Below are 22,308 nucleotides of genomic sequence, written 5' to 3' on the forward strand. Positions count from 1 at the left end.
CGTTTGAGGCTGGCTTAGAGCCCATCGCAGGTTGTCGCCAGGCGCTACAGCCTATCTGGAGGCGGCGACAGCGCAAAGGTGCTACCCCTTCATGCACTTGAGTTCGGTGAAGTCGTTGCGCACCTTGCTCAGCCGTTCCTGGAGGTACTGCCGTTGTACCGGGGTGCTCTGCTTCATCAGGTCCACCAGCAGGCTGCGGGCCTGTTGTTCGGAATGCTGGAAGGCAATGCGGTATTCCGGGCTCCATAGGCTCTCCTTGCGTTGCAGCAACTGCGCGATGCGGGGCTCGAAGGCGGGCGTGTCGCGCTGAGCCATGACCAGCACCAGTTGCTGCTGCCAGTGGGCGCGGTTGGCGATCCACTGACGATTCTGGTCGCCGAGGGCCTGGGACCAGGTCAGCACGCGCAGGCGTTGGGACGCGTTGAGTTCGCCCAGCCAGGGTTCGAGGCGCTTTTCCATGCGTTTGGCGCGGTCGTTGATCTGCTTGGGCAGGGGCGTCTCGACATAGTTGGCCTGGCGCTCGCGGATGTCATCAAGAAAGGCCTGGCGCATCTGCGCGACCTGCTCGTCGCTCATGCCACGCAACAGCTGGGTGGCGGAGGGGGTGATCGCCTCGGCGACCCGGCCGATGGCCTGGCGAGCTTCGGTGGTGCGCTGCAGTAGTGCCTGGTCGGTGACTTGGTCGGTGACGACCATCTGGCGGATCTGGTCGAGCCACTCCAGGTAGCCGGGCAATTGCGTCTTGCAATGCCAGGCCAGGTGCTGCTTGAGACGCTCATCGAGCCAGGTTTTCTGCTGGCGGTTCATGTTCAGGTAGTCATCCAGGGACCAGGGCACCAGCACGTCGAGGTTGCGGTAGGCCAGGTCGATGCGGCTGCAGGCGGCCACTGCCAGGGTCAGGCACAGGACGATGATGAACACAGGGCGTAGGGTGACGGGCATGGGCGAATCCTTGCTGGAGCTTGCCAGGCAGTAGACGCAAGGGAGCTCCGTCGGTTCCTGGGCACGGACGGCCAGGCGGCGAAGGCTGTTCAGGTGTAGAATAGCCGCCTTGTCTTGAGGATCTTCGTAAATGGCTTTGCTTGGGCGTTACAACAGTTTGCAAATCGTGAAATACACGGACTTCGGCCTGTACCTGGATGGCGGTGCGGATGGCGAGATCCTGCTGCCCAAGCGCTACATCCCCAAGGACGTCGACGCCGAGATCGACGACTGGCTCAATGTGTTCATCTACCTCGACAGCGAAGACCAGCTGATCGCCACCACCGAAAAGCCCAAGGTACAGGTCGGTGAGTTCGCCAGTCTCAAGGTCAAGGACATCAACGGCGCGGGCATCTTCCTCGACTGGGGGCTGTCCAAGGACCTGTTGATGCCCTATTCGGAAGAGTCGCGTCCGCTGAAGATCGGCGACTACTGCGTGGTGCACGTCTACCTGGACAAACGTACCCGTCGCATCACCGCCACCGCACGCCTGGACCGCTACCTCGATCGCACCCCGGCCGACTACCAGGCCGGCCAGCCGGTGGAACTGCTGGTGGCCGGGCAGACGCCCATGGGCTTCAAGGCGATCATCAACAACCGCCACTGGGGCTTGATCCACAAGAACGAGGTGTTCAAGTTCCTGCGTTCGGGCATGCATGAGAAGGGTTACATCAAGGAAGTGCGCCACGACGGCAAGATCGCCCTGAGCTTGCAGCCGGTGGGCAAGGTCCTGGTCGACAGCCTGCCCGAGCAGATCATGGCGCGCCTGGAGGCTGCGGGCGGGATGCTCGAGGTGTGCGACAAGAGCGACCCTGAAGTGATCAGCCGACTGTTCAATGTCAGCAAGGGCAACTTCAAGAAAGCGATCGGCGCCCTCTACAAGCAAGGCCGCATCGTCATCCTTGACGATCGCATCGAACGGGCCTGATCAACCCTGCAGGAAGGGCGTGAAGTCCAGCTGCTCGCCACCGGGGCGGGTGTCGCGCAGCAGCGAGTCACGGTCGGCGCTCAGGGCCAGGCTGATGGTCGAGCGCCGCTTGCCCGGATGACGGACTTCCATCTGCTCCTGGTGAGCGCGCAGGAAGTTGGTCGGCACTTTCAGGTGCTGCAGCTCATCGGTCTCGGGGGTGTGCAGCAGCAGGTTGACCCAGTCGGGCTGGCCTTTGCGCAGTAGCGCCGTCGGCACATCGAACCACCACAGGTTGCGTTTGCGGTCCAGGATCGCGAGCAGGGTGTTGTCGCGGTTGAGCACCGGCCGCTCCAGCGCTTGGTTACGGCGGGCGATGGCGGTGGGTTTGTCGAGTTTCATGCAGGTTCCTGCGGGTTGACGCGAGATAAGGCCTGGTATTGTGCGGGGCCGGCTGCGGGCAAACAAGCCTGGGAGCAGCGGCCCGGTCCAGCAGCAAGGCGCTTACGGTTCAGCCCCGGTCGGTCTACAGGCATTTGTAGCTGTTTTCTTTTGTTGGCCTGGCGTTGAGCTGCAACGTGTCTGATGTGGTCTATTAGACTTGCATCATTGAAACGTGCCTGCCCGATTGGCTGGCCTTCACCTGACACGATCCTGCAGCGAAAGGAGACGCTATGTTTTTCCCCAACCTGCGCGGTTTGCCCCTGCACCGCGTGCTGGTGCGCACCGTCCGCGAGTTTCTCGATGACGAGATGTCCACTTATGCGTCCGCGCTCGCCTACCAAATGCTGTTTTCGTTGTTTCCCTTCCTGTTGTTCCTCATCGCCCTGATCGGTTTCCTGCACCTGCCGGACTTCTTCTCCTGGCTGCGCCTGCAGTCGGAGCTGGTGCTGCCGCCCCAGGCCCTGGAGCAGGTCAATCCGGTGATCGACCAGCTGCAGCAGTCAAAGGGGGGGCTGCTCTCGGTGGGTATCGTCATCGCCCTGTGGACGGCTTCGGCCGGCGTGCGCCTGATGATGAGCGCGATGAACGCCGCCTACGACGTACCCGAAGGGCGGCCGGTCTGGAAGCGCATCCCGCTGTCGGTGGTTTACACCATCGGCATCGCCGGTATGCTCCTGGCGGCGGCGGCGCTGATGGTGCTAGGGCCGCAGGTGATGGAGTGGATCGCCGCCCAGGTGGGCATGCAGGAGGTCATCGTCACGGTCTGGACCATCCTGCGCTGGCCGGCGATCATCATTCTGATGATGGTGGCGGTGGCGCTGATCTACTACGTCATGCCCGATGTGAAGCAGGAGTTTCGCTTCATCACCCCAGGCTCGGTATTGGCGGTGGTCGTGTGGATCATTGCTTCGCTGGCATTCGGTTACTATGTGAAGACCTTCGCCGATTACAACGCCATGTACGGCAGTATCGGGGCAATCATCGTCCTGCTGCTGTACTTTTACATTTCCGCCGCCGTGCTGCTGCTCGGTGCCGAGATGAACGCGGTGATCGAGCACATGTCGGCCGAAGGCAAGAACCCTGGCGAGAAGGAAGCCGCAGGTCATACCTCCAAGGAGACATTGACAGTGCTCGGCCATGAACATCCTGTCGAGCCCCAGCCGAGTGAGCCGAACCCCCGATGATCCGTGACATCCTCAAGATGGGCGACGAACGCTTGTTGCGCATCGCCCCGCCGGTACCGGCGGACCTGATCGGCAGCGAGCAGTTGCAGGCGCTGATCGACGATATGTTCCAGACCATGCGCCATGTGGGCGGCGTGGGCCTGGCCGCACCGCAGATCGGCGTCGACCTGCAATTGGTGATCTTCGGCTTCGAGCGCAGCGAGCGTTATCCGGATGCCGAACCCGTACCCCAGACCATCCTGCTCAACCCGGTGATCACGCCCTTGTCCCCGGAGGTCGAGGACGGCTGGGAAGGCTGTCTGTCGGTGCCGGGGCTGCGCGGTGTGGTGCCGCGCTTCAAGCACATCCGTTACGAGGGCATCGACCCCGATGGCAATCCGATCAACCGCTTCGCCGACGGTTTCCACGCCCGTGTCGTGCAGCATGAATGCGACCATCTGATCGGCCGGCTGTACCCGTCGCGCATTCAGGACTTCAGCAAGTTAGGCTATACCGAGGTGCTATTCCCTGGGCTCGATGCACGTGACGACTGATCTCGCACCATTGCCACCAGACGCTTGCTGCGCTGGTAGCGCGCCAGCCGTGAGGCCAGTGCCTCGGGCAGCGTATCTGTCAGGGTGAAGGCCTGGCGCTGGTAGAAGGCCTCCAAATCAGGATGGCAGAACAACCAGGTCGGGCCGCAGGTGACCTGCAGTGCCGCTTCGATCAACTGGGACGCGACCTGTTGGCCACGCCACGCTGGCGCAACGAACAGGCCTGTGAGCCAGTGCCCTTGGGCCACGGGGCTCAGGCTCATGCCCGCGACGATACCTCCCGCCCGTGCCACCCACCATTGGCCATCGCCCGCGGCGCGCATGCGAGAGTCGTGCTGGCGGTAGAAATGATCGAGTAGCTTACGTTCAAGGGGCCCCAGAGGGCTGCAATGGAGCGGATTCATGGGCGTGGACAAGGGTTTTCGTGGAGGCGTTTTTTCGCAGATTGTTGCAGGGTTCGCAAGAGTGATTGTCCGAGTTCGGGGTTCAACTATTCCAGGCGGGGAGTAGACTTTCAGACATCCCCCGGCAGTACGAAACGGGATCGGTACTTCGTGTCATCTTCGGAGTGATGACAACTTCTCCGCGCCATTCACGGCATATGAAGTCAATCGAGTTGATTGCTTTTAAGGCCAACCTCTCATGAAAGCTTTACTGATTCTCGCACTGGTCGGTATGTCCTCGCTCGCCTTCGCCGATGAGGTCAAGACCGCCACCAACCAACCTGCAGTCGAGCAGTACGACTATTCCACCAACCTGGACATCAAGCGGGTGATCAGCCTGTCGACCATCCCCAACGTCTGCGAGGTGGTGCCTGCGACCATGACCTACGAAGACCACCAGGGCCAGGTACACACCATCCAGTACCGCGCCATGGGCGAGGGTTGCAGCCAGGGCTGAAACTGTCGGTGGGCAGATAAGGTTTACCTCGGCGTCGGGTCGGGCTTAGGATCAATCTCCCTTTGATGAAGGAATATCGTCCATGTTCGACCTGCCCGCCCTGCGTGAAGCCGCCGACTTCGTCCACCAGCACGTTCCCGACACACCGCAGCATGCCTGGCCGCTTTTGGCCGACCGTTTGGGTTGCAAGGTCTGGGTCAAGCACGAAAACCATGCACCGACCGGTGCCTTCAAGGTTCGTGGCGGGCTGGTCTATGTGCGGTCGCTGTTGGCCAATGGCAAACCACCGCGAGGGCTGGTCACCGCCACCCGTGGTAACCATGGCCAGAGCATGGCGCTGGCGGCGCGTCAGGCTGGGGTGCCGCTGGTGATCGTAGTGCCGGAAGGCAACTCGCGAGAAAAGAACGCCGCCATGCGTGCCTTGGGCGCCGAATTGGTGGAACACGGGGTCGATTTCGATGTGGCCCGCGAAGAAGCCGCCAGGCTTGCCGAGTCGCTGGGTTACGCCATGGCGCCTTCATTCCATCCGGAGCTGGTGCGCGGCGTGGCCACCTATGCGCTGGAGCTGTTCGATGCGGTGGCAGACCTGGATTGCGTCTACGTGCCGATCGGCATGGGTTCGGGTATTTGTGGTCTGATCCAGGCGCGCAACCTGCTGGGGTTGAAGACCCAGATCGTCGGCGTGGTCTCCAGTGCTGCCGATGCTTATGCCCAGAGCTTCGAGCAGGGACGCATCGTCACTACCGAGACCGCCGACACCTTCGCCGACGGCATGGCCTGCCGAGTTCCGCACCCTGATGCCTTCGCGCTGGTTCATGAACACGCCGCACGCATCGTGCGCGTCACCGACGATGAAGTCGCCCAGGCCATGCGCCTTTACCACGAAGCCACCCACAACACCGCCGAAGGTGCCGGCGCAGCGGCCCTGGCGGCGTTGATGCAAGAGCGCGCGCGTCAGGCCGGCAAGCGTGTGGCGGTGGTGCTGAGCGGGGCGAACATCGATCGAGAGCGCTATGCGCGGGTGCTGCTCGGTGCTTGAGGGTATTCAGGCGATGTTTCATGCGCGAAAGATCTGAACAGGGCATCACGCGCTCAGGCACAATCGCCTTCCCTTGAACCTGCATGACCGAGTCTCCCATGCCCTTTTCGAATGGATTCCTCCTCAGCTTGTCCCTGTGCCTGGACATCGGTGTCGCCAACATCGCCATGATCACCCTGGCCATGCAACGCGGTTTCATGCAAGGCGTGTGGCTGGGGCTGGGGACGTGCGTGGGTGATCTGATCTATGCCGTTGCCGCGCTCGCGGGCATGACCGTGCTGCTGCAGTTCGAAGCGGTGCGCTGGACGTTGTGGCTGGGCGGCTCGGCCCTGCTGGTGTGGTTCGCGCTGAAGATGTTGCTGGCGGCCTGGCGCGGTGGGCATCTGGAGGCCAGTGGACAGGCAGTGGTGGAGCCGGCCTGGCGCGAATTCTTGCGGGGGATGTTCCTGGCCATGTCTTCGCCCAGTGCCATCCTCTGGTTCGCGGCAGTGGGCGGGGTGCTGATTTCCCGCTCCGGTGCCGGTGGGCCGCTGGAGGCCGGACTGTTCCTGGGCGGCTTCTTTGCGGCCGGGGTGGTGTGGTGCCTGGGCCTGTGTGCTATCGCCAGTCACGGCGGGCGTTTGCTGGGGGATCGTCTGCTGACGTGGTCGTACCTGCTTTCGGCGGCGATCTTCTGTTACTTTGCCGGATACGTGGTGCTTTCAGGGTACCGTGAGTTCATCCTTGCGAGCCCTGCCATGTGATTTTCCGGGGCTGTGATTTGTCCGTGAGCAACGATTTGGTATTCGCGGGTAAACCCGCTCCTACACGTCAAAGCTGAAAAGTCGCAGTGTTTGCTGCTTTGTTTTTTTTTTCGCCTGCCTTGTCGATTTCCCCAATCACCATTCGACCAGTCATGAAGGCGCCGAAACTTGAGGCGCCAACCGCTCATGACCGATTGGAGGAAACACCGATGAACACCGCCGAAACCCAACTCAACCAATTGATCGACCGCTGGATGCAGGCCGTGCGCGACCGCGACCTGGACGCCATCTGCGCGCCGTACGCTGACGACATCGTCGCCTTCGATGCCATCAACGCATTGCAATTCAAGGGTAAGGCCGCCTACCGGGCGCACTGGGAAATGTGCATGAGCTTCTGCACCGGGCCCATGGTGTTCGAACTGGCGCAACTGACCGTGCATGCCGACGGTGACCTGGGCTTTGCCCATTGGCTCAATCGCTGCGGCCCTTCGGATGACGAGAGCCAATGCGGCTTCATGCGGGCCACCGTAGGCTATCGTCGTAGTGGCGGGCAATGGCAGGTCATTCACGAGCACTGGTCGGCACCGTTCGACATGCAAACCCAGAAAGCCCTGTTCAACCTCAAGCCTTAACGACCCTGCCGCTCATCGGCAAACGCACCTTTGCGCAGCATTGGAGACGACCATGAAATACCTGTGCCTGGTCTATTGTGACGAAGGGCTGCTGCACAGCCTGCCCGACAGCCCTGAAGATGCCGAATGCATGGCCTACGCTGAGTCGTTGCAGGGGGCCGGGCGAATGCTTGCGGCCGAGGCGCTCAAACCTGTGCAGACCGCCACCACAGTGCGTGTGCGGGGTGGGCGCATGAGCCTGACCGACGGGCCGTTTGCCGAGACCAAGGAGCAATTGGCGGGTTTCTACCTGGTCGAAGCGCGCGACCTGAACGAGGCACTGAACATCGCCAAAGGCATTCCGGCGGCGCGAGTCGGTAGCGTCGAGGTACGGCCTGTACGTGAGTTGCAACCCTGACGACGGAGAACGACCAGCATGAGCCTTGCACAGCCCGGCCCGCAACAGTCGCCACACGAGTTGTCCATCACACGCTTGATCGATGCTCCTGCGGCCAAGGTGTTTCGCGCCTGGACCGAGCCACAGTGGCTGACACAGTGGTGGGGCCCCCATGGCATGACCACCCCCGAGTGCGAGTTGCAACTCTGGGTGGGCGGGCTGTTCCGGACCTTGATGCGAGCGCCCGATGGCGCCGAGTATCCCAACCAGGGGGTGTTCCTGGAGATTGTCGCGCCGCGGCGGTTGGTGTTTACCGATGCCTTCGGGCCGGGCTGGGCACCTTCGGACAAAGCGTTCATGACGGCCGTGATCACCTTCGACGAGGAACAGGGCAAGACCCGCTACACCGCACGCGCCTTGCACTGGAACGCCGCCGACTGCCGTGCTCATGAGGAGATGGGTTTTTACCAGGGCTGGGGTGAAAGCCTGGATCGGCTGGTCGACGTGGTGACCCAGCGGATGCCGGACTGATGCTCGAGGCTCAACAGGTGCGGCGGGAGGTCGAGGCGGTCTATCGGCAGGACTCCCGGCGTATCCTGGCGACGCTGATCCGCCTGCTGGGCGACTTCGATCTCGCCGAAGAGGCCCTGCACGACGCCTTTTTCATTGCGGTCGAGCGTTGGCAACGCGATGGCATCCCAGACAACCCGCGTGCCTGGCTGGTGTCTGCGGGCCGCTTCAAGGCCATCGACGCCTTGCGCAGGCGCGCCCGCTTCGACCGATCCCAGGCGGATCTGGTCATGTTGCTCGAGGACCAACGGCAGGGTCCCGGCGAGGAGGAGGACTTGGTGGATGATCGCCTGCGGCTGATCTTCACCTGTTGCCACCCGGCGCTTTCAGCCGATGCCCAGGTGCCGCTCACCCTGCGTGAAGTCTGCGACCTGACCACCGAGCAGATCGCCCGAGCCTTCCTGCAGAGCCCGGCGACCATTGCCCAGCGCATCGTGCGCGCCAAGGCCAAGATCCGCGATGCGCGCATTCCCTATCAAGTACCGGCGCTGGCCGAACTGCCAGAGCGCCTGGAAAGTGTGCTGCGAGTGGTCTACCTGGTCTTCAACGAAGGTTATTCGGCCTCCACGGGTGATGACCTGATACAGCGTGAGCTGTGTGACGAAGCGATCCGGCTCGGACGGTTGCTTGCCCAGTTGTTGCCGGATGCCGAGGTGCTTGGGCTGTTGGCGTTGATGCTGCTGCAGGCCTCGCGATTGCAAGCGCGCAGCGATGCGGCGGGGGAGTTGGTGGTTCTGGACCGACAAGACCGCAGCCTGTGGGATCGTGCCCAGATCGCCGAAGGTTGCCAATTGGTGCAACAAGCACTGCGCAGCCGGCAGTTCGGTGCCTATAGCGTGCAGGCGGCCATTGCCGCGGTGCATGCCGAGGCTTCCAGTCCCGAGCAGACCGACTGGCAGGAAATCGTAGGGTTGTACGATGTGTTGCAACGGCACTGGCCGTCACCGGTGGTCGAGCTTAACCGGGCGGCGGCATTGGCCAGGCGTGACGGACCAAGGGCGGGGCTTGTGGCGATCGAGGCGATTCTGCAGCGTGGCGAGTTGCGCGACTATCATCTGGCCCATGCTGCCCGGGCGGAGTTGCACCGTCAGTTGGGTCAGGACGAGCAGGCCCGCACAGCCTGGCAGCAGGCGCTGGCGCTTACCCGGCAGGGGCCGGAGAGGCGGCACATCGAGCGGTGTCTGCGGGAGCTGGAACGCTAGGCGGCGCGAGTGAATCTTTCGCAGGTGAACCCGCGCCCACGGTTTTCAGGGCAGCGCTGGCCTGGTAGGAGCGGGTTCACCCGTGAAGGCGTACTGTCGACGGGCTCGATCAGCTGGCAACGAAGTTCGGTGGGCTGACCAATTCGACGGTCTGCTGTTTGCGCGGAGCCAGGATCTCGGCGACGCCTTCGACCACCAACTCGTCGTTCTGGTTGTACACATTCGTTGCGATGCGCACCTTGAACTTGGGCAGCTTCTCGAGAATCTCCAGGCGCACGGTCAGGGTGTCGCCGATCTTGACCGGCTTCTGGAAGCTCATCTGCTGACCCAGGTAGATGGTGCCTGGGCCTGGCAGGGTGCAGGCAACCGCGGCACTGATCAGTGCACCGCTGAACATGCCATGGGCGATACGCTCGCGGAACATGCTCTTGGCGGCGAATTCGGCATCCAGGTGTACCGGGTTGTGGTCACCGGACATCGCAGCGAACAGCTGGATGTCGCGCTCTTCCACGGACTTTTCATAGCTGGCTTTCTGCCCGACTTCGAGGGCTTCGTAGGGCGTGTTGGTGACCTGGGACATCTGGGCTTCCTTAAGGGGCGGACGAGCAAGTGTACATCATTCACTGCGGGCAGGGCGGCCAAGGGCCAGCGCCTGCTCCAGCCAGCCGAGGATGTCGGCGGTGACCTCGTCGCGATTGGTTTCGTTGAGCACTTCGTGTCGCGCTGCAGGGTACAGGCGCAGCTGCACATGGCGGTTGCCGGTCGCGCGCAGGGCGTCGGCCAGATGCTTCAGACGCTTGCCGTCGCTGACCGGATCACATTCGCCGCCCAGGACTAGGATCGGCAGGTTCGGGTCGATCTGCGCGAGGTTCTTCGGCTGGCTGATCTGCGCCAGGCCCTGGAGCAGGTCGATCCACAGCTGGTTGCAACAGCGAAAACCGCACAGGGGGTCGGCGATGTACTTGTCGACCTCCTCGGCATCGCGGCTGAGCCAGTCGAAGGCCGTGCGGTTGGGCTTGAACGCTTTGTTGAACGAACCAAAGGACAGCCATTCGATCAGTGCACTCTTGCCCAGATAGCCCTGGCGCCAGGCCTCCAGGCGTGCAATCAGCGCGGCGGTGCGGTAGAGCAGCGGCGGCTGGAAGTTCGAGCCGCTGAGCACGGCACCCTGGAGGCTGGCGCTGTGGTGCATGAGGTAGGCCTGGGCGATGTAGCTGCCCATGCTGTGGCCGAACAGAAACAGCGGTGTGCCGGGAAACTGCTGGCCGATGTGCTGGGCCACCAACCCAAGGTCGTTGACCACGGTGTTCCAGCCATGATGGCGGGCGAATAGGCCGAGATTGCCGAGTTCCGCGGTGCGGCCATGGCCGCGTAGATCGGGGGCGAACAGGGCGAAACCTGCATCGGCCAGGGCATGCCCCAGGCGCTGGTAGCGACCGGCGTGCTCGGCCATGCCGTGGGCCAGCAGCACCACGGCCTTGACCGGTGTTGTCGGCAACCACTGATGGACATACAAGCTGCAATGCTCGCTGGCGGGCAGCCAGAAGGCGTCATGGGGCATGGCGAGTCCTTGGCTCATGGGTTGCAGACAGTGTATGCCCAATGGGCCTGATTGCAGGAAGGGCACAAATAAGATTCACAATGTTAATGGCGGCACTTGGCGTATATGCCGTCTCCTGCTTACCTGCTAACGTCGATTCAACGCCTTCTTGCCCCTTCGTGAGCTTGGGCAGGCAGGTCAGGGACAGCGCATGGCAGAGGAACAACAATAAGATGCAAGCCGACTTCTGGAACGACAAACGCCCGGCGGGCGTGCCCTCCACCCTCGAGATCACTGCTTATCGATCGGTCGTCGACGTGTTCGAGCGCTCCTGCAAGCGCTTTGCGGACCGTCCGGCCTTCAGTAACCTGGGCGTGACCCTCAGCTACAGCGACCTCGAGCGTTATAGCGCTGCCTTCACCGCCTGGTTGCAGCAGCACACCGACCTCGTTCCGGGCGATCGCATCGCGGTGCAGATGCCCAATGTCCTGCAATACCCCATTGCCGTGTTCGGCGCGATGCGCGCCGGGCTGATCGTGGTGAACACCAACCCGCTCTACACCGAGCGAGAAATGCGCCATCAGTTCAAGGATTCCGGTGCCCGTGCCCTGGTCTACCTGAACATGTTCGGCAAGCGGGTCCAAGAGGTATTGGGCGACACCGATATCGAGTACCTGATCGAGGCGAAGATGGGCGATCTGCTGCCGTTCGCCAAGGGCTGGCTGGTCAATACCGTGGTCGACAAGGTCAAGAAGATGGTGCCGGCCTACCGGCTGCCCCAGGCCATATCGTTCAAGCAGGTGCTGCGCCAGGGCCGGTCGGGGGTGCCCAAGCCGGTGCCCCTGAGCCTCGATGATGTCGCGGTGCTGCAGTACACCGGTGGCACCACGGGGCTGGCCAAGGGGGCCATGCTCACTCATGGGAACCTGGTGGCCAACATGTTGCAAGTGCTGGCCTGTTTCTCCCAGCACGGCCCGGATGGGCAGAAGCTGATCAAGGATGGCCAGGAGGTGATGATCGCACCGCTGCCGCTGTACCACATTTATGCCTTCACCGCGAACTGCATGTGCATGATGGTCACCGGCAACCATAACGTGTTGATCACCAATCCCCGTGATATTCCCGGCTTCATCAAGGAGCTGGGCAAGTGGCGTTTCACTGCCTTGCTTGGCTTGAACACCTTGTTCGTCGCCTTGATGGATCACCCTGGCTTCAAGTCCCTGGACTTTTCCTCGCTCAAGGTCACCAACTCCGGAGGCACGGCTTTGGTCAAGGCCACGGCCGAACGCTGGGAGAGCCTGACGGGCTGTCGCATCGTCGAGGGCTACGGCCTGACCGAGACCTCTCCGGTCGCCAGCACCAATCCTTACGGCGCGCTGGCGCGTCTGGGGACGGTAGGTATTCCTGTGCCTGGCACAGCATTCAAGGTCATCGATGACGAGGGCAACGAGCTGCCTCTGGGCGAACGGGGCGAGTTGTGCATCAAAGGCCCGCAGGTCATGAAAGGCTACTGGCGCCAACCTGAGGCCACCGCACAGACGCTGGATGCCGACGGCTGGCTCAAGACTGGCGATATCGCCGTGATCGACCCGGACGGTTTCACCCGGATCGTCGATCGCAAGAAGGACATGATCATCGTCTCGGGTTTCAACGTGTACCCCAACGAGATCGAGGAAGTGGTCATGGGCCATCCCAAGGTTGCCAACTGCGCGGCCATCGGTGTGCCCGACGATCGCTCCGGCGAGGCGGTCAAGCTATTCGTGGTGCCGCGAGAAGCAGGCTTGAGCGTCGACGAGCTCAAGGCGTACTGCAAAGCCAACTTCACCGGTTACAAAGTGCCCAAATACATCGTATTGCGTGACTCGCTGCCCATGACCCCGGTGGGCAAGATTCTGCGTCGCGAGCTGCGGGATATCGCCTGATTTTCACGCAGGTTTCTTCGAGCGGCAGAATAGGGTGGTTGTAAACCGCTCTATCCTGCCGTTTTCGGCTTGAATTGCGACGTTTTGGATAAATACTCTAAAAATGACCGATACATTTCTTTGAGTCATTTTTGTGACCGATTGGGCCGATTTGGGCTCTAGTCGACCCCTGGCAAAGCTGTTACTCTCGGCGCGCTTCCAGATGATCCGGTTTGCAATGAGCCGTCATCCCATATCAATAATAAACGCGTAATGCGTGACGAATTCGCTGTTGCTGAAGGAGCGGGCTTCCATGATCGAAAATTTTTGGAAGGATAAGTACCCAGCCGGGATAACGGCGCAAATCAATCCTGACGAGTTCCCCAATATCCAGGCGGTGCTCAAGCAATCCTGCCAACGCTTTGCCGACAAACCGGCCTTTAGCAACCTGGGCAAAACCCTCACCTATGGTGAGCTGTACACCCTGTCGGGCGCCTTTGCCGCCTGGCTGCAACAGCATACCGACCTCAAACCGGGTGATCGGATTGCCGTACAACTGCCCAATGTCCTGCAATACCCCGTGGCCGTATTCGGTGCCATGCGCGCAGGTTTGATCGTGGTCAATACCAACCCGCTCTACACTGCGCGGGAGATGGAACACCAGTTCAACGACTCCGGCGCCAAGGCCTTGGTGTGCCTGGCCAACATGGCGCATCTGGCCGAGAAGGTGGTGCCGAAGACCCAGGTCAAGCACGTCATCGTCACTGAAGTGGCCGACTTGCTGCCACCGCTCAAGCGCCTGCTGATCAACAGCGTAATCAAGTACGTGAAGAAGATGGTGCCGGCCTACAACCTGCCGGGCGCCGTACGCTTCAACGATGCCTTGGCGCTGGGCAAGGGCGGCGCGGTGACCGAAGCCAACCCACAGCCGAACGACGTCGCGGTGCTGCAGTATACCGGCGGCACCACCGGGGTTGCCAAGGGGGCCATGCTGACCCACCGCAACCTGGTGGCCAACATGCTGCAATGTCGCGCCCTGATGGGGGCGAACCTGCACGAAGGCTGCGAGATCCTCATCACCCCGCTGCCGCTGTACCACATCTATGCTTTTACCTTCCATTGCATGGCCATGATGCTGATCGGCAACCACAATGTGCTGATCAGCAACCCCCGTGACCTGTCGGCGATGGTCAAGGAGCTGGGCAAATGGAAGTTCAGCGGCTTCGTCGGCCTCAATACCCTGTTCGTTGCCCTGTGCAATAACGACGCCTTCCGCGCCTTGGACTTCTCGGCGCTGAAGATCACTCTCTCCGGTGGCATGGCCTTGCAACTGAGCGTGGCCGAGCGCTGGAAGACCGTCACTGGCTGCGCAATTTGCGAAGGCTACGGCATGACCGAGACCAGCCCGGTCGCAGCGGTCAACCCGGCCGAGGCCAACCAGGTCGGGACCATCGGCATTCCTGTGCCTTCAACCCTGTGCAAGGTGATCGACGACAGCGGTCGCGAGTTGGGCCTGGGCGAGGTCGGTGAGCTGTGCGTCAAGGGCCCGCAGGTCATGAAGGGCTACTGGCAGCGCGAAGAGGCCACCGCTGAAATTCTCGACCAGGACGGTTGGCTGAAGACGGGCGATATCGCAGTCATCCAGCCCGATGGCTACATGCGCATCGTCGATCGCAAGAAGGACATGATCCTGGTCTCCGGTTTCAACGTCTATCCGAACGAGCTCGAAGACGTACTGGCCAGTCTGCCGGGCGTGCTGCAGTGCGCGGCGATCGGTGTGCCGGACGAAAAGTCGGGCGAAGTGATCAAGATGTTCATCGTGGTCAAGCCGGGCATGACCCTGACCAAGGAGCAGGTGATGGAGCACATGCGCGCCAACGTCACCGGCTACAAGGTCCCTCGTCACATCGAGTTCCGCGATGCGCTGCCGACCACCAACGTCGGCAAGATCCTGCGCCGTGAGCTGCGTGATGAAGAGCTCAAGAAGCAGGGCCTGAAGAAGATCGCCTGACGTTGCTCATGCAGGGCTGCATTGCAGCCCTGCGCAACCAAGGTTCGGATCCTGGGGCTGTCACGCAGCCCTCAGTGATCAGCGCAGTTTCTCGAGCATCTGGTAGTACCACATACCTGCCGCCAACAGCGGATTGCCCAGCAAGTCCCCCATCGGCACCTTGATGTGCTTGCACGCCGCGAAGGTGTCGAACTTCTCCAACGTCCCGGTCAGCGCCTCGGCCATGATCTCGCCCATGATGTGGCTGGTGGCGATACCGTGCCCGGAGTAACCCTGGCAGTACCAGACGTTGTCCGACAGCTTGCCCAATTGCGGAATGCGGTTGACCACGATACCCATCGCACAACTCCACTTGAACTCGATCGGCACACCCTTGAGCGCTGGGAAGGTGCGCTCGATGCACGGGCGCAGCTCGGCTTCGATGTCCCGCGAATCCTTGCCCGAATAGTTGGCGCCACCGCCGAACAGCAGGCGCTTGTCGGCCGTGAGACGGTAGTAGTCGAGAACGAAGCGGCAGTCGTATACCGCCAGATCCTGGGGGTTGATCTGGTCGGCCAGCTCACCGAGCGGCGCAGTGGTGACGATGCCGCCCATGGCCGGGAAGATCTTGCCCTTGAGCTGGCGCTTTTCCAGCTTGTGATAGACATCGCCGGCCAGCAGCACCTGGCGCGCCTCGATCCGGCCTCGGGCGGTGACCACCGCCGGGCGTGGCCCATGGACGATCTCCAGCACCTCGGAGTTCTCGAAAACCAGTGCGCCCAGGCCATGGGCTGCGCGCGCTTCGCCCAAGCATAGGTTGAGCGGGTGCAGGTGCAGGTTGCGACGGTTCTTGAGGGCGCCCAGGTACAGCGGGCTTTGCAGATGTTCGCTGACGGCATTGCGATCGAGCAGGTGCACCAGGTCGCCCATGCCACGGCGCTGGGCTTCGTCGTAGCTCGCTTGCAGTTCATCCATGTGCGAAGGCTTCATCGCTGCGTGCAGGTGCCCGCGCTTGAGATCGCAGTCGATGCCGTAGCGCTCCACGCGCCGCTCGATGATCTCGTGGCCCCGCCAGCGCAGGTGCCAGATGAAATCGTCCACGTCTTCACCCAGGCGCTTGCGCATCTGCGTGCGCATGGCCTCGTCACCCGACAGGCTGCCGGTGACCTGACCGCCGTTGCGTCCGCTAGCGCCCCAGCCGATGCGGTTGGTTTCGACAATGGCCACCTTCAGGCCGCGTTCGGCCAGTTCCACGGCGGTGGCGACGCCCGTGAAACCGCCGCCGATGATGGCCACGTCGACCTGCTCGGTGCCCGTCAGGGTGGGGTATTGGGTCGGGTCGTTGAGCGTGGCGGTGTAGTAGGACGGCGCCCGTTGGGCCGGCCCGTTGTTCACTGCTGAGTTCATGTTCGTTCCTTACTGTGAATGGGGCTCAGGCCTGGTGCAGGTACCAGCGCCAGTCCTGTTCGCCGACTTCGGCCATGAACTGGCGATACTCGGCGCGCTTGACCTTCAGATAGACGCCGAGGAAGGCTTCGCCGAGTGCTTCCCGGGCCCAGCTCGAATGCTCCAGCGCCTCGAGGGCGGTCAGCCATTCGGTGGGCAGGTGTTCGGTGGCCTGGGCGTAACCGTTGCCCTCGATCGGGGCACCCGGGTCGAGTTGTTCGCGTACGCCTTGATGAGTCGCGGCGAGGATCGCGGCGGCAGCCAGGTAAGGGTTGGCGTCGGCGCCGCAGATGCGGTGCTCTACATGCCGGCTGTTGGCAGGCCCGCCCGGCACGCGCAGGCTCACGGTGCGGTTGTCCACCCCCCAGGTGGGCGCCAGCGGCGCATAGCTGTTGGCCTGGAAGCGCCGGTAGGAGTTGGCGTTGGGGCAGAACAGCAACAGCGACTCGCGCAGGTGGCGCAACATCCCGCCCACGGCCTGACGCAGCAGCGGGGTGCCGGCGGGATCATCGCTGGCGAACAGGTTGCGGCCCTCGGCGTCGGCCAGGCTCAGGTGCATGTGCATGCCGGTGCCGGCCAGGTGGGCGAAAGGTTTGGCCATGAAGCAGGCCTGCATGCCGTGGGCATGGGCGATGCCCTTGACCAGGCGTTTGTAACGCACGGCCTGGTCCATGGCCTGCAGTGCATCGCCGTGTTCCAGGGTGATTTCCACCTGGCCGGGCGCATATTCGGAGATGGCGGTGCGCGCCGGGATGCCCTGGGCTTTGCAGGCGGCGTACAGGTCGGCGAGAAACGGCTCGATCTGCTCCAGCTCGCGCAGGCCATAGACCTGGGTGGTGCGGGGGCGACCACCGTCATTGTCCAGCGCCGGTTGCGGACGCCCCTGGGCGTCGCGCTGCTGGTCGAGCAGGTAGAACTCCAGTTCGCAGGCCATCACCGGGTAATAGCCGTCGGCCTTGAGCGCATCGAGCGTGCGGATCAGCACGTGGCGCGGGTCGGCGACGCTGGCGGGCAGCCCTTGGCTGGGGTGCATGCTGACCTGCACGGCAGCCGTCGGCACGCGCCGCCAGGGCAGGCGCACCAGGCTGCCTTCCAGAGGGTAGGCGCGGCAGTCGATGTCGCCGACATCCCAGACCAGGCCTGAGTTTTCCACATCGTCGCCATTCAAGGTCAGGCCCAGGATGGTGCTGGGCAGCGGGCGACCGCTTTCATAAACGGCCAGCAGTTCGTCGCGGTGAAGCAGCTTGCCGCGGGGCACGCCGTTGGCATCGAGGATGAACAGCTCGAACAGTTCGATATCGGGGTTGTCGGCCAGAAAGCGACGGGCTTGCTCGGGGTTGGCAAAATGCATGATGTTCGCTCGCGCCCGCAGGCGCACAGGACCGGCCGCAGGTGGGCGGCGAGTCGGGCTGATTGATGTCGGCCAGGGATGGCCGAGGCTGGATCAGTGAGACGCGAACGAAGTATCCGGTGGGCGAGCGTGGCGGCAGTGCCACAGGGCCCAGAAGGCGAGGATGACATGTACCAGCGGGTTTTCGCCGGCGCGGGCCCGGGCCTTGGGAAGGGTGGGGCGCGCATTGCTCGGTCGGCAGGTCATCGGTGGATACTCACACGGGGCATAAGGTTGATTAAAGCAGTGAATGGCAACCTTCATTCCGTGATTGGCTAAACATTCGTGCTGGCGTCTTCGCGGGTAAGCCCGCTCCTACAGGACCGGGCAGCCTCCAAGTTCTGTGCAATTGCTGGGAGCGGCTTTACCCGCGAAGAGTCCCGCATAGGCAGCAGAGAACCGGCAAATCTGCGACAATCGCCCGACTTTCCGAATGACGATCATGAAAATGCAGGCTCACCTGCATCATCAAAAAGCCCCATGACAGACCACGCCATCGATCAACTGCTGAAGAACCTCGACCACGCCATGATCGCCGACCGCCATCGGCTACGGCGGCAACTGCACGAGCTGCGCAAGCGCCCCGACGAGGCCAAGCTTGCCCAATGGGTGGAGCGGGTCCAGGCGTCCTGTGCCCAGGTTGTCGCACGCCAGAACAGCGTGCCGAGCATCCGCTACGACGACAGCCTGCCGATCGCCGCCAAGCGCGACGAGATCAAGAAGGCCCTGGCCGAGCATCAGGTTCTGGTGATTGCCGGCGAGACCGGTTCGGGCAAGACCACCCAGTTGCCGAAGATCTGCCTGGAAATGGGCCGCGGTCAGCATGGCCTGATCGCTCATACCCAGCCCCGCCGGATCGCCGCGCGCAGCGTCGCGGCACGGGTGGCCGAGGAGATCGGCACACCGCTGGGCGCTCTGGTGGGCTACCAGGTGCGTTTCGAGGACCAGAGCGATGCGGGCACCCTGGTCAAGCTGATGACCGACGGTATCCTGCTGGCCGAAACCCAGCATGACCGCTTCCTCGAGCGCTACGACACGATCATCGTCGACGAAGCCCACGAGCGCAGCCTGAACATCGACTTCCTGCTCGGCTACCTCAAGACGCTCCTGCACCGTCGCCCGGACCTGAAACTGATCATCACCTCGGCAACCATCGACCTGGAGCGGTTCTCCAAGCATTTCGACGGGGCGCCGATCATCGAGGTGTCCGGCCGTACCTTCCCGGTGGAAACCTGGTACCGCCCGCTGATCAGCGAACAGGACGAAGAGGGCAACCGGGTCGAGGACGACCTGACCGTCGACCAGGCGATCCTCGCTACCCTCGATGAGCTGGCCCATCACGAACGCAGCGAGGGCAAGGGCCCCGGCGATGTGCTGGTGTTCCTGCCGGGCGAGCGTGAGATCCGCGATGCCGCCGAGATCCTGCGCAAGGCCCAATTGCGCCATACCGAGATCCTGCCGTTGTACGCGCGCCTGACGCCGGCCGAGCAGCAGAAGATCTTCCAACCCCATACCGGACGCCGGGTGGTGCTGGCCACCAACGTTGCCGAAACCTCGCTGACCGTGCCGGGCATCCGCTATGTGATCGACAGCGGCACCGCGCGCATCAGCCGCTACAGCTACCGCGCCAAGGTCCAGCGTTTGCCGATCGAGGCGGTATCCCAGGCCAGCGCCAACCAGCGCAAGGGCCGTTGCGGTCGGGTCGAACCGGGCATCTGCGTACGTCTTTACAGCGAAGAGGACTTCAACGCACGGCCCGCGTTCACTGACCCAGAGATCCTGCGGACCAACCTGGCCGCGGTGATCCTGCAGATGCTGCACCTGCGCCTGGGCGCCATCGATGCGTTTCCGTTCATCGAGCCGCCGGATGGCAAAGCCATCAGCGACGGTTTCAACCTGTTGCAGGAGCTCTCGGCGGTCAACCGCGAGAACCAGCTGACACCCTTGGGCCGCCAACTGGCGCGTCTGCCGATCGACCCCCGATTGGGGCGCATGCTGCTCGAAGGCGCTCGCCAGGGCAGCCTGCAGGAGGTGCTCATCGTCGCCAGCGCCCTGTCGGTGCAGGACCCGCGCGAGCGTCCTCCGGAACGCCAGCAGGCCGCCGACCAGGCCCATGCCCTGTGGAAAGATCCTGACTCCGACTTCGCGGCTTTGGTCAACCTGTGGCGCGGGTTCGAGGAACAGCGCCAGGCGCTGACCGCCAACCCGCTGCGCAACTGGTGCCGCAAGCATTTTCTCAATTACCTGCGCCTGCGTGAGTGGCGCGACGCCCATCGCCAATTAGCGCTGATCTGCCGCGACCTGCAATTGTCGGTCAACAAAGAGCCTGCGGATTTCCCGCGTATGCACAAGGCCATTCTCAGTGGCCTGCTCAGCCAGATCGGCCACAAGACTGAAGAGGGCGACTATCAAGGCGCACGCCAGCGGCGCTTCTGGATCCACCCGTCCTCGGGCATCGGCCGCAAGCGTCCGCAATGGGTGATGACTGCCGAGCTTGTGGAAACCACCAAGCTCTATGCGCGCATGGTGGCCAAGATCGAACCGGACTGGATCGAGCCGCTGGCTACGCATCTGGTCAAGAAGAACCATTTCGAGCCGCACTGGGAGAAAAAGCGCGGCCAGGTGGTGGCCTACGAACAGATCACCCTGTACGGGCTGATCCTGGTCGGCCGCCGGCCTGTGCATTTCGGGCCTATCGATCCGGTGGCCTCGCGCGAGCTGTTCATCCGCGAAGGCCTGGTCGGCGGCGAGATCCAGTCGCGGGCCAAGTGCCTGACCGCCAACAAGCGCCTGCTCGAGCAGCTTGACGAGTTGGAAGCCAAGGCTCGTCGGCGCGACATCCTGGCCGACGAAGAAACGCTCTATGCCTTCTATGAGGCGCGTTTGCCTGCAGAAATCCACCAGACTGCGACCTTCGACAGCTGGTACCGGATGAACAGCCAGAAGGATCCGAACCTGCTGATCATGCGCGAAGAGGACGTGCTGGCCCGTGAGGCCAGCGAGGTTACGGCCGCGCAGTATCCCGACAGCCTTCAGGTCGGCGACCTGCGCCTGCCGCTGACTTACCACTTCGAGCCGGGTCATCCGCGAGACGGCGTCACCATACGGGTGCCGGCACCGCTGCTGCCGAACCTGCCGGGCGAGCGCTTGGAGTGGCTGGTGCCAGGCCTGCTGGAGGCCAAATGCGTGGCCTTGGTGCGCAACTTGCCCAAGGCCCTGCGCAAGAACTTCGTGCCGGTGCCGGACTTCGTCAAGGCCGCCCTGGCGCGCATGACATTTGGCCAGGGGGCCTTGCCTCAGTCGTTGGGTCAGGAGCTGTTGCGCATGACGGGCGCTCGGGTGTCCGACGAGGCCTGGACGGAAGCTGCCGGGCTGGTCGAAAGCCACCTGCGCATGAACATCGAAGTGGTCGATGGCCAAGGCAAGTTCCTTGGCGAAGGTCGTGACCTGGCCGAGCTGACAGCACGATTTGCCGCCGCGAGCCAGGCGGCATTGGCCATGCCGCGCAACGACAAGGCCGAGCAACCGGTGCAGGCCAAGGCGTTCTCTGAAGTGGCGCAGACGGCGCAGCAGAAGATCGCTGGCCTGTCGTTGACGGTCTACCCGGCCTTGGTGGAAGAGGCCGGCACCGTGCGTGAAGGGCGATTCTCGACCCAGGCCGAAGCCGAGTTCCAGCATCGCCGAGCTTTGCAACGGCTGTTGCTGCAACAGTTGGCCGAGCCTGCCAAGTTCCTGCGGGGCAAGCTTCCGGGGCTGACCGAACTGGGTTTGCTGTATCGCGAGTTGGGGCGTGTCGAGGCGTTGGTGGAGGACATTCTGCTGGCCAGCCTGGACAGCTGCATCCTTGAAGGCGAGGCGCCGCTGCCCCGAGATGGCGCTGCCCTGGCCGGCCTTGCCGAGCGTAAGCGTGGCAACTGGGCCGAGCACGCCGAACGCTTGGCCCGCCAGACCCTGGAGGTGCTCAAGCTGTGGCACGGTTTGCAGAAGCGCTTCAAGGGCAAGATCGACCTGAGCCAGGCAGTGGCCTTGAACGACATCAAGCAGCAGCTGGCCAACCTGGTCTATCCGGGCTTTGTCCGCGAGACACCGGCTGCGTGGTTCAAGGAGTTGCCGCGTTACCTCAAGGCGGTGGAACTTCGTCTGGAGAAGCTTGGCGCCCAGGTGCAGAAGGACCGTGTCTGGAGTGGCGAGCTGGCCAATCTGTGGGCGCAGTACAAGGCCCGGGCCGACAAGCATGCCCAAGAGGGCAAGCGTGACGAACAACTGACGGTCTACCGCTGGTGGCTGGAGGAATACCGGGTGTCGTTGTTTGCCCAGCAGTTGGGGACCAAGGTACCGGTTTCCGACAAGCGTTTGAGCAAACAGTGGGGGCAGGTGGAAGCCTAAAGCCCGGGAAATGTGGCAAACTTGTGGGAATTTGGGCCGCTGTGCGACCCATCGCGGGACACGCCCGCCCCCGCAGGTTCTGTGGGTGCAGGTTTGCTCCGTGACCGAGGGGCAAACCCTTGCCTACAAATTGGCACTAAAGTG

General features: G+C 62.9%; 20 protein-coding genes. 13 read left to right on the forward strand and 7 right to left on the reverse strand.

Annotated features, from left to right (window positions below):
* Positions 1–81 precede the first annotated feature (81 nt).
* On the reverse strand, positions 82–942 hold the full coding sequence (locus R6G97_RS13020) for a DUF6279 family lipoprotein (RefSeq protein ID WP_090345357.1): 861 nt from the start codon (positions 940–942) through the stop codon (positions 82–84).
* 130 nt (positions 943–1,072) lie between these two features.
* Between R6G97_RS13020 and R6G97_RS13025 the strand changes: the two genes are divergently transcribed.
* Positions 1,073–1,909: a CvfB family protein gene (locus R6G97_RS13025; protein ID WP_043209290.1), complete on the forward strand. Its 837-nt coding sequence runs from the start codon at positions 1,073–1,075 to the stop codon at positions 1,907–1,909.
* Here the strand turns inward: R6G97_RS13025 and R6G97_RS13030 are convergent, their stop codons facing one another.
* Positions 1,910–2,290, reverse strand: a complete 381-nt coding sequence (locus R6G97_RS13030; protein ID WP_043209291.1) for a hypothetical protein — start codon at positions 2,288–2,290, stop codon at positions 1,910–1,912.
* 272 nt (positions 2,291–2,562) lie between these two features.
* On the opposite strand from R6G97_RS13030, the gene R6G97_RS13035 reads away from it, so the two are divergent.
* On the forward strand, positions 2,563–3,516 hold the full coding sequence (locus R6G97_RS13035; RefSeq protein WP_043209293.1) for a YihY/virulence factor BrkB family protein: 954 nt from the start codon (positions 2,563–2,565) through the stop codon (positions 3,514–3,516).
* On the forward strand, positions 3,513–4,049 hold the full coding sequence (gene def / locus R6G97_RS13040) for a peptide deformylase (protein WP_317847072.1): 537 nt from the start codon (positions 3,513–3,515) through the stop codon (positions 4,047–4,049). Before R6G97_RS13035 ends, def begins: the two co-directional genes overlap by 4 nt.
* On the opposite strand, the gene R6G97_RS13045 is transcribed toward def, so the two are convergent.
* Positions 4,004–4,453 (reverse strand): GNAT family N-acetyltransferase, encoded by a 450-nt coding sequence (locus R6G97_RS13045; protein ID WP_090345359.1) that lies wholly within the window; start codon positions 4,451–4,453, stop codon positions 4,004–4,006. The genes def and R6G97_RS13045 overlap by 46 nt on opposite strands.
* Before the next feature lie 238 nt (positions 4,454–4,691).
* On the opposite strand from R6G97_RS13045, the gene R6G97_RS13050 reads away from it, so the two are divergent.
* From R6G97_RS13050 to R6G97_RS13080, 7 genes are all read left to right on the forward strand, one after another.
* Positions 4,692–4,949, forward strand: a complete 258-nt coding sequence (locus R6G97_RS13050; protein ID WP_043209299.1) for a DUF2790 domain-containing protein — start codon at positions 4,692–4,694, stop codon at positions 4,947–4,949.
* Positions 4,950–5,031: 82 nt separating this feature from the next.
* Entirely contained in the window at positions 5,032–5,988 is a 957-nt protein-coding gene (locus tag R6G97_RS13055) for a threonine dehydratase (RefSeq protein WP_317847073.1), read from the forward strand.
* A gap of 98 nt (positions 5,989–6,086) precedes the next feature.
* Positions 6,087–6,731, forward strand: coding sequence for a LysE family translocator (locus R6G97_RS13060; protein WP_043209304.1), 645 nt, complete (start codon positions 6,087–6,089; stop codon positions 6,729–6,731).
* 209 nt (positions 6,732–6,940) lie between these two features.
* Entirely contained in the window at positions 6,941–7,363 is a 423-nt protein-coding gene (locus R6G97_RS13065; RefSeq protein WP_090345365.1) for a YybH family protein, read from the forward strand.
* A gap of 52 nt (positions 7,364–7,415) precedes the next feature.
* Positions 7,416–7,760, forward strand: coding sequence for a YciI family protein (locus R6G97_RS13070; RefSeq protein WP_317847074.1), 345 nt, complete (start codon positions 7,416–7,418; stop codon positions 7,758–7,760).
* Between the two features lie 18 nt (positions 7,761–7,778).
* Positions 7,779–8,270: an SRPBCC family protein gene (locus R6G97_RS13075; RefSeq protein ID WP_317847075.1), complete on the forward strand. Its 492-nt coding sequence runs from the start codon at positions 7,779–7,781 to the stop codon at positions 8,268–8,270.
* Positions 8,270–9,511 carry an RNA polymerase sigma factor gene (locus tag R6G97_RS13080; RefSeq protein WP_102081357.1) on the forward strand — a complete coding sequence of 414 codons (1,242 nt, stop codon included), beginning with the start codon at positions 8,270–8,272 and terminating at the stop codon, positions 9,509–9,511. The genes R6G97_RS13075 and R6G97_RS13080 overlap by 1 nt, the downstream gene beginning before the upstream one ends.
* A 109-nt stretch (positions 9,512–9,620) precedes the next feature.
* On the opposite strand, the gene R6G97_RS13085 is transcribed toward R6G97_RS13080, so the two are convergent.
* Together R6G97_RS13085 and R6G97_RS13090 are read right to left on the reverse strand one after the other, a co-directional pair.
* Complete coding sequence (locus R6G97_RS13085; protein WP_043209315.1) at positions 9,621–10,091, reverse strand: MaoC family dehydratase; 471 nt, start codon at positions 10,089–10,091, stop codon at positions 9,621–9,623.
* Between the two features lie 36 nt (positions 10,092–10,127).
* Complete coding sequence (locus R6G97_RS13090) at positions 10,128–11,072, reverse strand: alpha/beta hydrolase (protein WP_070571450.1); 945 nt, start codon at positions 11,070–11,072, stop codon at positions 10,128–10,130.
* 212 nt (positions 11,073–11,284) lie between these two features.
* On the opposite strand from R6G97_RS13090, the gene fadD2 reads away from it, so the two are divergent.
* Positions 11,285–12,973, forward strand: coding sequence for a long-chain-fatty-acid--CoA ligase FadD2 (gene fadD2 / locus R6G97_RS13095; RefSeq protein WP_043209319.1), 1,689 nt, complete (start codon positions 11,285–11,287; stop codon positions 12,971–12,973).
* 292 nt (positions 12,974–13,265) lie between these two features.
* On the forward strand, positions 13,266–14,963 hold the full coding sequence (fadD1, locus tag R6G97_RS13100) for a long-chain-fatty-acid--CoA ligase FadD1 (protein WP_043209321.1): 1,698 nt from the start codon (positions 13,266–13,268) through the stop codon (positions 14,961–14,963).
* A 78-nt stretch (positions 14,964–15,041) separates the two neighbouring features.
* Here fadD1 and R6G97_RS13105 read toward each other — a convergent pair whose 3' ends face one another.
* Both R6G97_RS13105 and R6G97_RS13110 read right to left on the reverse strand, forming a co-directional pair.
* The gene (locus R6G97_RS13105; protein ID WP_043209323.1) at positions 15,042–16,349 is read right to left on the reverse strand and encodes an NAD(P)/FAD-dependent oxidoreductase; all 1,308 of its coding nucleotides are present in this window, start codon (positions 16,347–16,349) and stop codon (positions 15,042–15,044) included.
* A 25-nt stretch (positions 16,350–16,374) separates the two neighbouring features.
* Positions 16,375–17,739, reverse strand: a complete 1,365-nt coding sequence (locus R6G97_RS13110; RefSeq protein ID WP_043209325.1) for a glutamine synthetase family protein — start codon at positions 17,737–17,739, stop codon at positions 16,375–16,377.
* Between the two features lie 519 nt (positions 17,740–18,258).
* Between R6G97_RS13110 and hrpA the strand changes: the two genes are divergently transcribed.
* Positions 18,259–22,164 carry an ATP-dependent RNA helicase HrpA gene (gene hrpA / locus R6G97_RS13115; RefSeq protein ID WP_317847076.1) on the forward strand — a complete coding sequence of 1,302 codons (3,906 nt, stop codon included), beginning with the start codon at positions 18,259–18,261 and terminating at the stop codon, positions 22,162–22,164.
* Positions 22,165–22,308 lie beyond the last annotated feature (144 nt).

Origin of the sequence: Pseudomonas sp. HTZ2, assembly GCF_033173945.1 — a bacterium.
Taxonomy (GTDB): domain Bacteria; phylum Pseudomonadota; class Gammaproteobacteria; order Pseudomonadales; family Pseudomonadaceae; genus Aquipseudomonas; species Aquipseudomonas guariconensis.

Coding starts and splice junctions, on each gene's coding strand:
- R6G97_RS13075 (WP_317847075.1), top strand. CDS start 7,779: ATGAGCCTTGCACAGCCCGGCCCGCAACAGTCGCCACACGAGTTGTCC.
- R6G97_RS13050 (WP_043209299.1), top strand. CDS start 4,692: ATGAAAGCTTTACTGATTCTCGCACTGGTCGGTATGTCCTCGCTCGCC.
- R6G97_RS13055 (WP_317847073.1), top strand. CDS start 5,032: ATGTTCGACCTGCCCGCCCTGCGTGAAGCCGCCGACTTCGTCCACCAG.
- fadD2 (WP_043209319.1), top strand. CDS start 11,285: ATGCAAGCCGACTTCTGGAACGACAAACGCCCGGCGGGCGTGCCCTCC.
- R6G97_RS13020 (WP_090345357.1), bottom strand. CDS start 942: ATGCCCGTCACCCTACGCCCTGTGTTCATCATCGTCCTGTGCCTGACC.
- R6G97_RS13025 (WP_043209290.1), top strand. CDS start 1,073: ATGGCTTTGCTTGGGCGTTACAACAGTTTGCAAATCGTGAAATACACG.
- R6G97_RS13065 (WP_090345365.1), top strand. CDS start 6,941: ATGAACACCGCCGAAACCCAACTCAACCAATTGATCGACCGCTGGATG.
- R6G97_RS13070 (WP_317847074.1), top strand. CDS start 7,416: ATGAAATACCTGTGCCTGGTCTATTGTGACGAAGGGCTGCTGCACAGC.
- R6G97_RS13105 (WP_043209323.1), bottom strand. CDS start 16,349: ATGAACTCAGCAGTGAACAACGGGCCGGCCCAACGGGCGCCGTCCTAC.
- hrpA (WP_317847076.1), top strand. CDS start 18,259: ATGACAGACCACGCCATCGATCAACTGCTGAAGAACCTCGACCACGCC.
- R6G97_RS13090 (WP_070571450.1), bottom strand. CDS start 11,072: ATGCCCCATGACGCCTTCTGGCTGCCCGCCAGCGAGCATTGCAGCTTG.
- R6G97_RS13045 (WP_090345359.1), bottom strand. CDS start 4,453: ATGAATCCGCTCCATTGCAGCCCTCTGGGGCCCCTTGAACGTAAGCTA.
- R6G97_RS13030 (WP_043209291.1), bottom strand. CDS start 2,290: ATGAAACTCGACAAACCCACCGCCATCGCCCGCCGTAACCAAGCGCTG.
- R6G97_RS13080 (WP_102081357.1), top strand. CDS start 8,270: ATGCTCGAGGCTCAACAGGTGCGGCGGGAGGTCGAGGCGGTCTATCGG.
- R6G97_RS13035 (WP_043209293.1), top strand. CDS start 2,563: ATGTTTTTCCCCAACCTGCGCGGTTTGCCCCTGCACCGCGTGCTGGTG.
- R6G97_RS13060 (WP_043209304.1), top strand. CDS start 6,087: ATGCCCTTTTCGAATGGATTCCTCCTCAGCTTGTCCCTGTGCCTGGAC.
- def (WP_317847072.1), top strand. CDS start 3,513: ATGATCCGTGACATCCTCAAGATGGGCGACGAACGCTTGTTGCGCATC.
- R6G97_RS13110 (WP_043209325.1), bottom strand. CDS start 17,739: ATGCATTTTGCCAACCCCGAGCAAGCCCGTCGCTTTCTGGCCGACAAC.
- R6G97_RS13085 (WP_043209315.1), bottom strand. CDS start 10,091: ATGTCCCAGGTCACCAACACGCCCTACGAAGCCCTCGAAGTCGGGCAG.
- fadD1 (WP_043209321.1), top strand. CDS start 13,266: ATGATCGAAAATTTTTGGAAGGATAAGTACCCAGCCGGGATAACGGCG.